At 56.5% G+C, this 14,370-nt stretch carries 13 protein-coding genes; 7 read left to right on the plus strand and 6 right to left on the minus strand.

The genetic code is table 11. From position 1 onward, the window contains the following. Window positions 1-39: 39 nt before the first annotated feature. From ACUN8C_RS05955 to trpC, 6 genes are all read left to right on the plus strand, one after another. The gene (locus tag ACUN8C_RS05955; protein ID WP_445621349.1) at window positions 40-837 is read left to right on the plus strand and encodes a hypothetical protein; all 798 of its coding nucleotides are present in this window, start codon (window positions 40-42) and stop codon (window positions 835-837) included. Beyond that, on the plus strand, window positions 830-2,536 hold the full coding sequence (locus tag ACUN8C_RS05960) for a hypothetical protein (protein WP_445621350.1): 1,707 nt from the start codon (window positions 830-832) through the stop codon (window positions 2,534-2,536). The genes ACUN8C_RS05955 and ACUN8C_RS05960 overlap by 8 nt, the downstream gene beginning before the upstream one ends. Window positions 2,537-2,811: 275 nt before the next feature. After that, window positions 2,812-3,906 (plus strand): acyltransferase family protein, encoded by a 1,095-nt coding sequence (locus ACUN8C_RS05965; RefSeq protein WP_445621351.1) that lies wholly within the window; start codon window positions 2,812-2,814, stop codon window positions 3,904-3,906. Window positions 3,907-4,435: 529 nt separating this feature from the next. Continuing rightward, complete coding sequence (locus tag ACUN8C_RS05970) at window positions 4,436-5,056, plus strand: anthranilate synthase component II (RefSeq protein WP_445621352.1); 621 nt, start codon at window positions 4,436-4,438, stop codon at window positions 5,054-5,056. Between the two features lie 77 nt (window positions 5,057-5,133). After that, window positions 5,134-6,162, plus strand: a complete 1,029-nt coding sequence (gene trpD / locus ACUN8C_RS05975) for an anthranilate phosphoribosyltransferase (RefSeq protein ID WP_445621353.1) — start codon at window positions 5,134-5,136, stop codon at window positions 6,160-6,162. Window positions 6,163-6,226: 64 nt separating this feature from the next. Then, on the plus strand, window positions 6,227-7,027 hold the full coding sequence (gene trpC / locus ACUN8C_RS05980; protein ID WP_108843917.1) for an indole-3-glycerol phosphate synthase TrpC: 801 nt from the start codon (window positions 6,227-6,229) through the stop codon (window positions 7,025-7,027). 66 nt (window positions 7,028-7,093) lie between these two features. Here the strand turns inward: trpC and ACUN8C_RS05985 are convergent, their stop codons facing one another. The 5 genes from ACUN8C_RS05985 to ugpB all read right to left on the minus strand — a co-directional run bounded on the left by ACUN8C_RS05985 (window position 7,094) and on the right by ugpB (window position 12,136). Next, window positions 7,094-7,858, minus strand: a complete 765-nt coding sequence (locus tag ACUN8C_RS05985; protein WP_445621354.1) for a glycerophosphodiester phosphodiesterase family protein — start codon at window positions 7,856-7,858, stop codon at window positions 7,094-7,096. Between the two features lie 3 nt (window positions 7,859-7,861). Next, entirely contained in the window at window positions 7,862-8,956 is a 1,095-nt protein-coding gene (locus ACUN8C_RS05990) for an ABC transporter ATP-binding protein (RefSeq protein WP_445621355.1), read from the minus strand. A 1-nt stretch (window position 8,957) separates the two neighbouring features. Further along, a complete protein-coding gene (ugpE, locus tag ACUN8C_RS05995) occupies window positions 8,958-9,803 on the minus strand; it encodes a sn-glycerol-3-phosphate ABC transporter permease UgpE (RefSeq protein ID WP_445621356.1) in 846 nt (281 codons plus the stop codon). A gap of 42 nt (window positions 9,804-9,845) precedes the next feature. Continuing rightward, on the minus strand, window positions 9,846-10,724 hold the full coding sequence (gene ugpA, locus ACUN8C_RS06000) for a sn-glycerol-3-phosphate ABC transporter permease UgpA (RefSeq protein ID WP_445621357.1): 879 nt from the start codon (window positions 10,722-10,724) through the stop codon (window positions 9,846-9,848). A gap of 80 nt (window positions 10,725-10,804) precedes the next feature. Next, a complete protein-coding gene (gene ugpB / locus ACUN8C_RS06005; protein WP_445621358.1) occupies window positions 10,805-12,136 on the minus strand; it encodes a sn-glycerol-3-phosphate ABC transporter substrate-binding protein UgpB in 1,332 nt (443 codons plus the stop codon). 194 nt (window positions 12,137-12,330) lie between these two features. Here ugpB and ACUN8C_RS06010 point away from each other — a divergent pair, with 194 nt between their 5' ends. Further along, complete coding sequence (locus ACUN8C_RS06010) at window positions 12,331-12,903, plus strand: hypothetical protein (RefSeq protein WP_445621359.1); 573 nt, start codon at window positions 12,331-12,333, stop codon at window positions 12,901-12,903. Window positions 12,904-12,964: 61 nt separating this feature from the next. On the opposite strand, the gene ACUN8C_RS06015 is transcribed toward ACUN8C_RS06010, so the two are convergent. Further along, window positions 12,965-14,347 carry a hypothetical protein gene (locus ACUN8C_RS06015; protein WP_445621360.1) on the minus strand — a complete coding sequence of 461 codons (1,383 nt, stop codon included), beginning with the start codon at window positions 14,345-14,347 and terminating at the stop codon, window positions 12,965-12,967. Window positions 14,348-14,370: the final 23 nt, after the last annotated feature.

Genomic DNA, 14,370 nt, shown 5'->3' on the forward strand with positions numbered 1-14,370 from the left:
CAACCGCCTCCGGGCGGTTTTTTTATGCCAGGAGAAAACATGGCTTCTGATACCGGCAACATCACCACGTATACGAACCGGCTGGGCGAGCAGGTCAGGTTCTGGGATGAGGTGCTACTGGGCGGGCCTGAGATGGACGCTACGCTTGACGGCAAGAGCCGACCGTCATTGGCCAAGTTGGTCGCCAGCTACATGCCCAACTTTGCACTGCATGACGATTTGGCGGCAGGGCTGGCGGCCACGGGAGATGGCGCCTTCTTCTCAGTGCTGTCCGAGATCGAGCAGGAATTCGTGATCCTGTATCAGGTCGTCAATGGGCAGGCCGAAGAGGTCAAGCGCTATCCCTCGATCAAGCTGTTTGAAGCCGCGCTGGCGGCGCGCGATCGCGCAGAGCGGGCAGCGCTGGCCACCGAGCAGGACGCCTATCAGGCCGGTCTCTCGGCCAACCTCTCCGAGGCCTATGCCAAGGAGTCGCGTGTGGCGTCGGAGTCGTCTGGCAATGTCCTCTACTTCGATACCTATGCCGAAGCCGAGGCGGCTGCCTTGGAAGAAGGGCAGGTGGTCGAAATCTTCGAAGACGAGACGAAGTACGGGCACAACACCCGGTACCGCTTCGAGTCCGGCGCGCTCGTTTATAAGCCGCGCGGCGCCCTCTACTCAGATACCCCCGGCATCTTTCACAGCAACACCATCACCGAAGACCCGCTGTGGCCTGCAAACAGCAACGGCCTGCTGATTGGGCCCGACATCTACGTCGAAGAAGGCGTTGAATTCGCAGTACCAGAAAACACCACCATAACCATTACATCCGGCACGGAGCTGAAAACTGATGTCTAACATTGCTATTTATGGCGATCTGGTTGATCGAAACACCGGCGCCCGTTTGCCGATTGGCGAGGCTGTGAATCTTCCCGCCGCTGTTGCCAAGGCAAGCAAAAACCTTTCTGCATATGAAGAACTGAAAACCTTTGAGGGCAGGGGGGCGGTTTACGTGTCGGGCAGAAGCGCTGCCGGCGACGGGGGTGATGGGTATTTCGTTTTCTCATCGGATGATCAAAGCGTCAACGTGACCAACGATCCGAGTGAGGGTATCTATGTCGCGCCATCATCTGACACTACTGGTGCATCAGGGGCATGGGTGCGTCAGTTCTCGGGCCGGGTTCATGTTCAGTGGTTCGGTGTAAGGGCCGACGGCACTACCGACGATGCGGTCGCACTGCAAGCCTGTATCGATGCGTGCAAGCGCTTCTTATTGCCCGGGGCCTGTAACTCTGGCGTCCTCAAGATCGGCCAGCAGGTAAAACTTTATCACCCGATTGATTTCGACTTTTCGGGCTCCTCTATTGATTGCTCGTTGATCACAGACGGCGTTGCTATCCGGTACATGCCGTGGCCTGATAACGTCTACAACGGTCTTGATTTTCCTAGCGCAAACATCTCAGGCCTCTTCCTGCGCGGAAAACTAGACGGTCGAGTCGCAGATGAGACATTTAATGGCACTGGGCTTTATATCGGAAATGAATTGAGCGAGCCCGATGGTAATACGTCTCAAGCAACGTTCAATGATCTAAAAATCGACGGGTTTAAGATCGGCCTGGACTGGGGGGTTCAGACGTGGTGCGTGTTCTTTTACCGCCCTCTTATTGGCAGGGCGTGGGATGCGGGCATAGCGATGCGGGTGCACGAGAACTCTGGAGAAAATATATCTTTCTTTGGTGGGACAATACACGACTGCGTGAACTCATTCGGCACGGCTCATGGTTTGTATGTTGCTCCTGTCCAAGGCGGTGGAACTGTAGGGCAAACCGGGTTTTACTTCCACGGCACCTCTCTTGACTATAACGACCATGACTGGCTCTGGCAGAGTGTAGATGGACTGCTCCTGTTTAATGGTTGCCATTTTGAAAACAAGAGCGCCGGTTACTTCGGTCGCCATATCCTTACGGGTCGGAGCTCTGTTGAGATGAGAGACTGCAACTTTGTCGATTTTGCCAGCCCGGCGCGCCCCTTTTACTTTTCTGTTCTCCAGGACAGTATCGGTAATAGCCGACTGAATGGCGGAGTGCTGCAAACATATGGTAAAAATTCAGTAATATTTCACCGGGAGACCGAAAGTACAGCGCCTGCGCTGGGTTACTCCTGCACAGTCAGGCCGACCACTCTGACAACCGGAGGAGGCGCCTTTCCTCGGCATAATGATTTCGGCCAAATCGTCAGAAATCACGGCTTTGAGGATGGGGACCTGAGGGGCTGGGTGTCGTCGGGAGTGAGCAATGTCACAACATCCGTTGTACAGGACAGTGGGAGGCATGGCGGCAGAGCAGTGAGGAAGGTGTTTGAGGCATCTTCCTCAGGATTTTCGGATATTCGACAGAGCTTTGAGTGTACTGCTGGAGAAGAAGCCGCCGCATCCTGTTATGCACGACTTTCATCAGGCGCTCCTGATGGCAGCACTTTGCAGATTCAGATTCGTTTCTATAGCGAGCCTAACGCAGGGGGGGGGGCAGATTTCTGCGGTCAATGGGACTCTGCTTGATAAAAATGCCACGACGTGGCAGCAAATGGGTGTGCAGAGCCGCGTGCCAGCAGGCGCTAAATCTTTCCAGGTCTGCGGCGTTGCCGGTTCCAGTGCTGGCGGTGTCGCGTTCTTTGATGATTTTGACGTTTTCTTGATCTAGTCGAAGCTTGTGTTTGCGCTGGGTTTTATGTTTCGCCCAGCGCCATCTTTTTCTACTTGGTTTCTTGTTTTCATGCCTTAATATGAGTCATGGTAGGATGAAGTAAGCACTGAAAATTTCTGGCTTCTTATCTATGATGAATAAAAACTTTCTTTGGTCTTTGCATTACTTGCGCGGGATAGCTTCAATTACAGTTGTTCTTTACCACTTAAAAAGCTGGCTTCCCAATGATTCTGTTTTGTTTAGCATGCTTCGATATTGTTCCTTTGGGGTTGATCTTTTTTTTATCCTGAGTGGTTTTGTCATAGTTCATGCCACTCGAAAAGATAGAGGGAAAGCAAGCTTTGCCATAAAAAGAATTTTTAGAATATGGCCGCCTTTTGTTTTTGCATGCTTGGCATATTTCTTTCTCGTGGATAGCAGCTCTGGTCTTAAGTCTTTGATTAAATCTTTAATACTTATCCACTTAAATTACAATGTAAGCGCCCCTGAGTTTGGATACAATTTATTAGTCGTGGCTTGGACATTAACTTATGAAGTCGCTTTCTATTCTATATTTTTGACGGCTCTGGCTATTAATCACAAGTGGAGGGTGTTCATATGCTCATCATTTATTATTATTTCTGTTTTTTCTCTTCAGATTTTTAGTAATGGTCATGTAGGTTTCCATGGCGATGATGGGCCTAATTACTTTGCTGCCAATAGCTTTGAGGGGATAGTTAAAGTATTTGGCAACTCCATGCTGTTAGAGTTTTTAGCGGGAATGCTGATTGCATCAATTTATTACAGAATCCCCGACTCGATTTTTTTAAGGGCCAGAAATGTTGCACCAGTCTCGCTCTTCCTGTGCTTGATCTTCTTCTTCCCGTTCTTGGTTAACGGTTATTATAGAGGGTTGGGCATAGATGCTTACGGCGCATGGTCCATATTATTTATCATATTGCTAATAATTATTGAAAGATCGAGAGGCGTTATAGAATCTAATGTGCTTATTTTTTTGGGAAACATATCTTACTCTCTCTACCTTTGCCATATAGTGGTTAACGATTTAATAAAAAAGATAAGTCCTCCGTTTCTTGATCATATATCGAGTCAATATGCTAACTCTTTAGTTAATTTCTCGTTTTCAGTATCTTTAAGCATATTTATTGCTTATATGATGTTCGTTTTCATAGAAAGGCCATCCATAAAAGCCGCCCGAGTTTTAATAAAAAAAATGGGGTTTTGAATCAAAAGACTTGTTGATCAAGGAGCTGCACATAGCAGGAACGAAGCCCGGCGTATTCACCGGCTTCGCAGCGCTTGGGTCAATCCCAATGAGGTCAGGGCATAGCTGTGGGGGCCAGATGACGTTGCAGAACAAGGGGCGGGGATTGGCGCTACTGATTGAGGATGATGCACCGCCAGGCGTTGATGATGAGCGCGGTGAGCTGCTGGGGCCCGCCAGCGTATGACCATTATGCAGGGATCGCTGACAAAAAAGCCCGGCACGAGGGGATCGTCCGGGCAAGGCTTCTACTATAAGGAATGCGCATGTCTCAAGTGCGCATTCATACCTATCGGCAGCGTCAAATGTTCCTTTAGCACTTCTCATCGACGCATCTGGAGTCGTATCCTAATTACCTGACACGTCTGCTATTATCTGGGCCGCTGAGTTGGTGAGCCCTGCCCGGGTACTTTTATCGATCTGGGTAAAATTCTGGGTAAAAATCATGGTCATCGGATGACGAGGCCAGTAACCACGGGGCTAGTGGGCCATGAAAGTATTGATGATCGACAACTACGACAGCTTTACCTTCAATATCGTCCAGTATCTGGGCGAGCTGGGGGCCGAGGTCGAGACAATTCGCAACGATACGCTCACGATCGAGGAGATCGAGCAGCGTGACTTTACCCACTTAATGATTTCACCGGGCCCCTGCAGCCCCAGTGAAGCCGGTATTTCGCTGGAGCTGATCCGCCATTTTGCCGGTCGGGTTCCGATCTTCGGGATCTGTCTGGGGTTTCAGGCCATTGGCCAGGCCTATGGCGGTGAGGTGATCCGGGCACCGATGGTGATGCACGGCAAGACGTCGATGGTGGATCACGATGGTCAGGGTGCCTTTGCAGATCTTGAAAACCCGCTGGAAGTGACGCGTTATCATTCGCTGATTCTGGCACGCGAGACGCTGCCGGAGTGTTTCGAGATTACGGCGACAACTGTCAGTGATGATGTAACGCCCGGCATCGTGATGGGCATTCGTCACAAAACGCTGGACATGGAAGGCGTGCTCTTTCACCCGGAATCGATTCTGTCACGTCAGGGCCACGAGCTTCTGGCCAACTTCCTCAAGCGTCAGCCGCGCAACCTTTCTCGGGGAGCGACGGCCGAGGCCTGAGGCCCTGACGCGTCGCTTGTCTGGCGCGATAACCTTTTTCGGGCGGCGCCTGCTGCCCGTGGCATGGAGAGAAACTCGTGGAGCTCAAGGAAGCCATTTCACGCGTAACGCGCCGTGAGGATCTCGAGCTGGACGAGATGCGAACGGTCATGTCGACCATCATGCGCGGGGAAGCTGATCCGGTGCAGATGGGCGGTTTTCTGGTCGGTCTTGCCATGAAGGGGGAGTCCGTCGATGAGATTACGGCCGCCGTGATGGTCATGCGCGAGCTGATGTATCCGGTCCATGTCGATGCCGATCACGTGGTCGATATCGTGGGGACCGGCGGCGATGGTGCCGGGCTTTTTAATGTCTCGACGGCCTCCAGCTTTGCCGCCGCCGCCTGCGGGGCCCGTGTGGCCAAACATGGTGGTCGGGGCGTGTCCAGCAGCTCCGGCAGTGCCGATCTGCTGGCACTCGCCGGTGTGTCGCTCCAGCTATCGTCCGAACAGATCGCCCGCTGCATCGAGGAGGTCGGGGTCGGTTTCATGTTCGCCCCCAACCACCATACGGCCATGCGTCACGCCGTGGCGGTCCGCAAGGCGCTGGGTGTACGCACCATGTTCAATATCCTTGGTCCGCTGACCAACCCCACCGGCGCCACGCGTCAGGTCATCGGGGTCTACAGCGCTGATCTGCTGGTGCCCATGGCGACGGTGCTGCGCCGCCTGGGCAGTCAGCATGTGCTGGTGGTTCATGCCGAGGACGGACTTGATGAGTTCTCGATTGCCTCAAACACCCGGGTGGCCGAGCTGCATCACGGCGAGATCAGCGAGTATGTGGTCACGCCCGAGGATGTTGGACTGGAGCGCCAGCCGCTGGAGGCGATTCGCGCCGACAGCAGCGAGGCCAGCCTGGTGCTGGTCAAGTCTGCCCTGCGCGGCGAAGGCGTGGCGGCGGACATGGTGGCCTTCAACGCAGGCGCTGCCCTGTATGTGGCCGATGTGGTCAGCTCCCTCAGGGAGGGCGTGCAGACCGTACGCGAGGCGCTTGGCAAAGGGCAGGGGCTTGCAAAACTGGACGCACTGGCAGAGTTTTCTGCCCGACTGGCCGAGGCCGGCGACTGAATTATCATAATAGCGACCGGGCGTTGCGTCCTGTCACGGCCGGTCGATTTTCAGGGAACACTGCATGAGCACGCTGCCTACCATTTTGACGCAAATCATTGCGCGCAAGCATGAAGAAATTGCCGAGCGCTCGGCCAGCATCAGCGAGAACACGCTGCGTGCGCGCGCCGAACAGGCGCCACCCACCCGTGGCTTTGCCGCAGCGCTCAATCAACGTCTGACCAATGGCGACCCGGCCGTCATCGCCGAGATCAAAAAAGCCTCGCCTTCCAAGGGCATTATTCGCGCTGACTTTGATCCGGTGGCCATTGCCCAGCGTTACGAGGCCGGTGGTGCGGCCTGTCTTTCCGTGTTGACCGATGCTGATTATTTCCAGGGCAGCGAGCGCTTTTTGATCGCTGCACGCGGGGCCTGCCAGCTGCCGGTGCTGCGCAAGGACTTTATCGTGGCGCCCTATCAGGTGTATGAAGCGCGCAGCATGGGGGCCGATGCGATCCTGCTTATTGTGGCAGCGCTTGAAGACCGCCAGATGAAAGCGCTCAATACGCTGGCCATTGAGCTGGGCATGGACGTGCTGGTTGAAGTGCACAGTCTTGAAGAGCTTGAGCGGGCACTGAAGCTGGATCTTGCGCTGGTCGGCATCAACAACCGCGATCTGCACACCTTCGAGACCCGGCTGGACACAACCTTCGAACTGCTGGAAAAGGTCCCCGAAGGCGTGCGCGTGGTCACCGAGTCAGGCATCGCGACTCGTGAAGACGTGGCACGCATGCGCCGCGGCAACGTTAATGCTTTTCTGGTGGGTGAGCGCTTCATGCGTGAATCGGACCCGGGCGATGCCCTTCGCCAGCTCTTTTTTACCTGAGCCGAGCCGTTTGAGTCACGATCCACACTGCCAGCCTCGCGCTGGCAGTGTTCTTTTTGCCCCCTCTCAGCGCGGTTTGCGGCTACCGTCGCCGCGCGTTCGACGCTGATAGCGCGCATCAAACAGGGCGGGATCATCGGTAAACACGCCGTCGACGCCATGATCCCACCAGGACGCAAAGCGTTCGGGGTCGTTGACCGTGTAGCAGAGCATGACAAGCCCGGCACTATGGATCTCGATAAGTCGTTCCTGGTCAAGCTGCGTCCAGTCGGCATGCACACTGGTCGGACGAAGCCGCTCGGCATCACTGGCCCAGTGCCGCGGCACGGCGTCATATAAAAGCCCCAGCGCCAGGGCGTCATTCTGTGACCGGGCGGCTTCAAGCGCGGTTCGGTCAAAGCTTGAGACCAGCAGACGATCAAGGGGCAGGACCTGGCAGGCGCGGTGGACCACGGTGCGAGCAAGCGCTGCCGGGTCATGGCCTGCATTGATCTTGAGCTCGAGATTGAGCCCCATCTCCAGTGCGCTGACCAGTGATAGCGCCTCATCGAGCAGCGCCATGCGCTCACCGCGAAAAGCCGGGGAAAACCAGCTGCCCACATCCAGCTGGCGGATCTGATCGCGCGTCATGTCCAAAAGTGTGCCCTTGCCGTCGCTGCAGCGATCGACACTGGCGTCATGCCAGATCACCGGGGTGCCATCGCCCAGGCACTGAACGTCGAGCTCGACCCACTCACAGCCGGCATCTGCGGCGGCCTGAATGGCGGCCAGCGTATTCTCGGGCGCGTGGGCGGACAGCCCGCGGTGGGCAATATAGCGAGGCAGCTGCATGTCTCAGGACTCCATGGAACAGTTGGTATCGGCAAGTCTGGGCCGGGTCGACAGGCGTTGTCCATGACGATCAAACAGATGAAAGGGCCCCTGAAGGTCCAGACCGGTCATCTGGCCCATCTCTGGCAGCTCCATGCCGCCATGGCGTACCACCAGCCTTGCGTCATGCCCGATAATGCGGACATGGACCAGACTCTCGGAGCCCAGCGGTTCCACCAGTTCGATACAACCTTCGAGATGTCCGGCCCGGGCTGGCGTCAGTGCGATGTGCTCGGGCCGGATACCCACGCTCAGTTCCCCCTTGAGCGGCTCATTGGTCTCTGCCGGCACGCCTTGCAGCCAGTCGGGCGGGGCGCTGGCGGCGAATGTCAGAAAATTCATGGCAGGAGAGCCAATAAAACCGGCGACAAATCGGGTAGCGGGTTTTCGAAACAGCGCCATGGGTGTGCCGATCTGCTCGATGCGTCCGGCATTCATGACCACCAGCCGGTCGGCCATGGTCATGGCTTCGGTCTGGTCATGGGTCACGTATAGCGAGGTGATCTTCAGGCGTTGTTGCAGGGCGCGAATTTCCTGGCGCATCTGCACGCGCAGACTGGCGTCCAGGTTGGACAGCGGCTCATCAAACAGAAATACGCGCGGCTTTCGAATCACCGCGCGCCCCATCGCCACGCGCTGGCGCTGTCCGCCCGAGAGCTGACGGGGCTTGCGCTCAAGCAATGCGCCGATGTCGAGAAGCTGTGCGGTGGCCTCAACGCGTCGGGCAATCTCCGCCTTTGGCGTGCCGCGATTTTTAAGGCTGTAGGCCAGGTTATCGAAAACGCTCATGTGGGGATAGAGCGCATAGTTTTGAAACACCATGGCGATATCGCGCTCGGCGGGTTCTTGGTTATTAACGCAGTCCTCGTCGATGAACAGCTCACCGCTGCTGATCGTTTCAAGCCCTGCCACCATGCGCAAAAGCGTCGACTTGCCACAGCCTGATGGGCCGACCACCACAATCATCTCGCCATCATTGATGCTTAGATCGATGTCGTGAAGCACGTCAGCGCTGCCCGAGTAGCGCTTTCGAAGACGCCTGAGTTCCAGTCTTGCCATGTTATTTCTCCGTATCCACCAGGCCCTTGATGAACCAGCGCTGCATGAGAACGATCACCACCACCGGGGGCAGCAGTGCCAGCACCGTCATGGCGGTGGCCAGATGCCAGGGCGGCGTGCCATCCATTGAAATCGTCAGTCGTTTGAGACTCATGACCAGCGTGGCGTGATCGGCGCTGCTCATGGCGACCAGCGGCCACAGGTATTGATTCCAGCCATAAATGAACATGATGACGAACAGGGCGGCGATATTGGTTCTGGACAGCGGCAGCAAAATATCGATGAAAAACCGCCACGGTCCGGCACCATCCATCCGGGCGGCTTCCATGAGTTCGGGCGGCAGCGTCATGAAAAACTGGCGAAAGAGAAAGGTTGCCGTGGCGCTGGCAATGAGCGGCAGCACCAGCCCCGGATAGCTGTCGAGCAGGCCAAGGTCGGCGACCACGCCATAGGTCGGTACGATCCGCACCTCGATGGGCAGCATCAGGGTGACAAAAATCAGCCAGAAGCAGCAGCGGCGAAACGGAAAACGGAAAAAGACCAGGGCATAGGCAGCAAGAATGGCGAAGACCAGCTTGCCGAGGGCAATGCCAAGCGCCATCAATAGCGAATTGAGCATCAGTTGCCAGGCCGGCACCCCCACGCCGCGCACCGGCTCGCTTAGCAGCGTCAGGTAATGCTCAAGACCGCTGCCGCCAAACCACAGCGGCAGGGTCCCGGAAAACAGGGCCCCGGGGGTCTGGGTCGAGGCCAGTATCGCCAGAATTACGGGCAGCATAAAGATCAGTGCCCCGATGATCAGAATGATGTGGGCCGCGACATCAAGAGGTGGCCGGTGATAGCGCATGACAAGACTTCCTGACGGGTATCGATGCGGTTAAAGAGAGACTCAGTGGTACTGCACGCGCCGTTCGACATAGCGAAACTGCACCAGCGTCAAAAGACCGACCATCAGCATTAACAGCACCGACTGTGCCGCCGAGCCGCCCAGGTCGAGTCCCACAATGCCATCCTGATAGAGCTTGTAGACCAGCGTGCGGGTCGCGCCGCCCGGGCCGCCGCCGGTGGTGGTGTCGATGGTGCCGAAGGTGTCAAAAAAGGCGTAAATCGTATTCATGACCAGCAAAAAGAAGCTGGTGGGCGAGAGCAGTGGAAAGGTAATGGTCCAGAAACGCCGCCAGGGACCGGCGCCATCAATGGCTGCTGCTTCCAGAAGGCTTGCCGGAATGCCCTGAAGCCCTGCCAGAAAGAATACGAAGTTGTAGCTCATCTGCTGCCAGATGGCGGCAATGATCACCAGCGCCATGGCCTGATGGCCGTTGAGCCTGAAGTCCCAGTGAACGCCCAGCGCGGCCAGCGCCCGGCTCAGTACGCCCAGGGTGGGGTCAAACATGAACATCCATAAAACGCCGGCAGCGGCGGGGGCCACGGCGTAAGGCCAGATCAATAGCGTCCGGTAGACACGCCGCGCGCGCAGGACGCGATCGGCCATGGTCGCCAGCAACAGCGCAATGGCCATGGCCCCCAGCGCCACACTGAGGCTGAACACGGCCGTATTGAACAGCGCCTCATGGTAGCTTCGGGAGGTCAGCACGCGCGTGAAGTTGGCAAGGCCGGTGAAGGTCTCGCCCAGACCGAAGGCATCCTGCACATAAAAGGATTGTCGCAGGGCCATCATGGCCGGCCAGAAAAAGAACACCAGCACGATGACAAGCTGAGGCGCCATGAGCATCCATGGCGTGAGGCGATGACGTTGAAAGATAGACATGGACGGGCAGGGTTATCCGAAAAGGCGCCAACAATGGGCAGATCTGCCCCGGCGATGCGACGACCGCCGGGGCAAGGGCATCAGCGCACGCTGCGCTCGAACTGCTCAAGCAGTTCATTGCCACGGGAAGCGGCGTCATCAAGTGCCTGTTGGGCACTCTTGTCGCCATTGAGCGACCGCTCGAGCTCTTCTTCGATGACGTCGCGAATCTGGGGCATGTTGCCCAGACGCAGCCCGCGCGAGTTGTCGCTCGGCGTACCGCTGGTCATCTGCTTGAGGGCAATTTCGGTGCCGGGATTGTTGTCGTAGAAGTGCTGTTCGCGGGTCAGTGCATAGGCCTTGTCGGTAATGGGCAGATAGCCCGTGAACTGATGCCAGTCGGCCTGCACCTTCGGTGAGGAGAGATAATTGAAAAATTTCGCCACGCCCTGATAGACCGCATCATCCTGACCCTTGAGCACCCATAGCGAGGCACCGCCAATGATCGAGTTCTTCGGCTGATTGATTACGTCAGGATCCCAAGGCAGAGGGGCCACGCCGAATTCAAAATTTTTGGTATTGTCACGAACGCTGGCGTAGCTGGCAGAAGACGCCATCAACATGGCGCAGTTGCCCGAGAAAAAGCGGGGAGAGGCCTGATCCTCGCGCCCGCCATAAGCAAACACGCCGCTTTTTTGCCAGTCGATCAGATCCTGAACGTGTTTGACCACCGCCTCGCTTTTATTGAAGGTTAACCGCGCCGAAGGCCCGCCAAACCCGTTTTGTTCGCTGGCAAACGGTATGTCATGGCGCGCCGCAAAGTTTTCGAGCTGAATCCAGCTCGGCCATGTGGTTGTAAAACCGCAGCTTGCCGCGCCGCTGTCGACGATTTTTTTGCCGGCTTCGGCCACTTCTTCCCAGGTGGTCGGCGGAGCATCGGGATTCAGCCCTGCCTTTTCGAAAAGATCGCGATTGTAATAGACCACCGGTGTTGAGGAGTTGAACGGCAGCGACAGCATGTGGCCATCGGTGGTGCTGTAATAGCCGGTGACGGCCGGCAGGTACGTGGCGGGGTCAAAGGGCTGGCCGGTGTCTGCCATGAGTTCATAAACCGGATAGATCGCGCCGCGGGCGTTCATCATGGTGGCCGTACCTACTTCGTAGACCTGTGTGATGGCGGGAGCATTGCCGGCACGAAAGGCGGCAATGGTCGATGTCAGGTTTTCACTGTAGGTGCCCTTGTAGACCGGTTTGACCACATAGTCGCTTTGCGATCGATTGAAACCCTCGGCAATCTCGTTGACCTTCTCTCCCAGGCTGCCCTCCATGGCATGCCACCAGACCACCTCGGTGGCCGCCATGGCCGGCGTTGTGCCCAGTGTCAGCGTGGACAGTGTTGCCACCCCCAGAATGCCTCTGAAACCCTTGGCCATGTCGTGCTCCGTGTTGTCCTTATAACGTTCTTTGTTGCAGCGTTATGTCGAAAAGCCATCATGTGGCGAACATGTGTCAGACATGTGACAACAGCGTCCGTACGAGGGCGCGGGCATCAATATCGACAAGAGGTTAGCCAGAGGTAAAAGGGGCATGGCATCATGGCCCTTTTGAACGGTGGGCAGACGCAGCTTTGAAGATTTCATATATCACCGAATCACGGGCTCGGGATGCCTGTCTGGCCATGCTCTGTGCCAGCGTATTCGGGCGGGAAGCGGGAATTGCACCTCTGGTGGAGTTTGCCGGCGTGAGCCGACTGCTGGAGCAGGAATCGGCCCGTATCGTGGCGCTTTTTGACGACAGCAAAAAACTTTGTTCCGTGGCGCTTTTGACCCTTGAAGTGGAAGGGCGTGGGGTGGCACTCAGGCTTCTGGCCACCCCCGAGAAAAAACGGGGCCGCGGCCATGGACGTCGGCTGGTCACAAGGCTTGGCGAGTCTACCGCAGTACGGGTCACCACATCGGATCCAAGGCTTGAAGCCTTTTTCACCACGTTTGGTCTTGAGCGGTGGTATCGCCACGAAGACAGCGACCTGCGCACCGGTTTTAACGCGCGCTCCAGCGTTGACTCGCTGGCAATGGCACCGGAGGTGGTCGACTTTCAGGCCGATGCCGTGCTGCGTGCCTTCAAGCGCGACCCCGCGCTTTTTGAGCGGTACAAGACACGCTTTGCCGAAGGCCTTGAGCATTTCAATACGTTGACATGATCGAGACTGCCATCAAAAAACCCCGGCCATGGCCGGGGTTTTTTGATGAAGCGGTGTATCCCTAGAAGTTGATGCCGAAGTTAGTCTGGACGCTGGTGTGCCAATGATCATTAACCGGCGAGCCAAAGTAGTTCAGGCCGTTTTTGTTGGTGATGATGTCAAACCAGGCAAAGTAGGGGCCGGCTGTGACCAGCACGCCCAGATCGTTGAGCATGGGATCATCCTGATCACCAAAGCCGCCGTTGATGGAGGCAAAATCATCGGACGGATCGATATAGCTGAAGTCATTGAAGAAGAACAGGTTTTCAACGGGGCCCCAGTCGACGTCCATGCTGTAGCTGGCGCTGGCCGTGTACATTTGACCGCGTTTCGGAATCAGATAGTTAAAGCCAAAGGCGCCGATCTGGATGGTGTTGTCAGAGATACCGGACTGCGCTTCCGACGGATTCTTGGGGTTATATTCATAGGTCGTGGCCTGAACCATGGTGCGCCAGTTGCCGTATGACCCATCCACGCCGATGGCCGCCGACCAGTTGTCACCGCTGCGATTGGTCTGCTGGTTGTAGAGCTGCCCGCCCTTGGCCGAGACGTTCAGCTGGGTCGAGCCGTCCTCGCCATGATCAAAGGTATAGCCGGCGCGGGCAGCGAGCTGATTCTCTTCGCTGTTGCCCTGCGCACTATCACCGATGGCGTTGGCGCCATAGTGCTCGTTGCCACTGCCCAGGTTATCGCTTTTGAAAAAGGCCAGCGAAGTGTCCCACGGGCCCTGGTGGTGATCCCACTTGATCCCGGCATTCTGGTTGTCGTTGAAACCGGCGAGATAGGGCAGAGTGCCATACCAGCCCTGATAGCCGTAATCCATGTTGCCAAAGGGCGTCTGGACCAGACCGACCCGGATGGTGTCATCGTCATTCGGATTGAAGCCGAGCCAGCCTGACTTCAGGAACTGGTAGCCGTCATAGAAGCGATATTCGATATCATATTCCAGATCGTCTACTTCGCCATTGACCGCGAGGACGAACTTGCCAAAATCCAGATCGCCGGTAGTGTCCTTGTTCTGCTCGCTCCAGTCGTTGAAGCTGCCGTTAAACTGGAGCTGGCCGCTAAATTTTGTCTGCTGCATCTGCTCGATGGCCGAGCTGTTTTCCTGGGCCAGATTCTGCTGAGGACGTGGTTCTGACTGCTGTGGGTCAGGAGTTGTCGCCGCATTGCTCTTGTCTCCGCCCTGATTGGCGACTTCCTGTTGGCTACCGGAAGTGCCTGCGGCCTGCTGCTGTTCCAGTCGATCAAGACGCTGTTGCATTTGTTGAAGCTGCGCGCGCAGTGCCTCGATGGTCTGCTGATCCACCGGGGCGGCCTGTGCGGCGGTGGCCGCCATGGCCATGGAGATGCTCAGGGAGAGCGCCAGTGCTTTCAGGCGTCGTGAATCCGTTTGGTTTGTCATGAACTGTTCCTTTGATAATTTTT

The organism is Kushneria sp. Sum13 (assembly GCF_052692355.1).

Excerpts from the sequence above, each read along its gene's own strand:
- ACUN8C_RS05955 (WP_445621349.1), top strand. The coding sequence starts at position 40 with ATGGCTTCTGATACCGGCAACATCACCACGTATACGAACCGGCTGGGC.
- ACUN8C_RS05960 (WP_445621350.1), top strand. The coding sequence starts at position 830 with ATGTCTAACATTGCTATTTATGGCGATCTGGTTGATCGAAACACCGGC.
- ACUN8C_RS05965 (WP_445621351.1), top strand. The coding sequence starts at position 2,812 with ATGATGAATAAAAACTTTCTTTGGTCTTTGCATTACTTGCGCGGGATA.
- ACUN8C_RS05970 (WP_445621352.1), top strand. The coding sequence starts at position 4,436 with ATGAAAGTATTGATGATCGACAACTACGACAGCTTTACCTTCAATATC.
- trpC (WP_108843917.1), top strand. The coding sequence starts at position 6,227 with ATGAGCACGCTGCCTACCATTTTGACGCAAATCATTGCGCGCAAGCAT.
- ACUN8C_RS05985 (WP_445621354.1), bottom strand. The coding sequence starts at position 7,858 with ATGCAGCTGCCTCGCTATATTGCCCACCGCGGGCTGTCCGCCCACGCG.
- ACUN8C_RS05990 (WP_445621355.1), bottom strand. The coding sequence starts at position 8,956 with ATGGCAAGACTGGAACTCAGGCGTCTTCGAAAGCGCTACTCGGGCAGC.
- ugpE (WP_445621356.1), bottom strand. The coding sequence starts at position 9,803 with ATGCGCTATCACCGGCCACCTCTTGATGTCGCGGCCCACATCATTCTG.
- ugpA (WP_445621357.1), bottom strand. The coding sequence starts at position 10,724 with ATGTCTATCTTTCAACGTCATCGCCTCACGCCATGGATGCTCATGGCG.
- ugpB (WP_445621358.1), bottom strand. The coding sequence starts at position 12,136 with ATGGCCAAGGGTTTCAGAGGCATTCTGGGGGTGGCAACACTGTCCACG.
- ACUN8C_RS06015 (WP_445621360.1), bottom strand. The coding sequence starts at position 14,347 with ATGACAAACCAAACGGATTCACGACGCCTGAAAGCACTGGCGCTCTCC.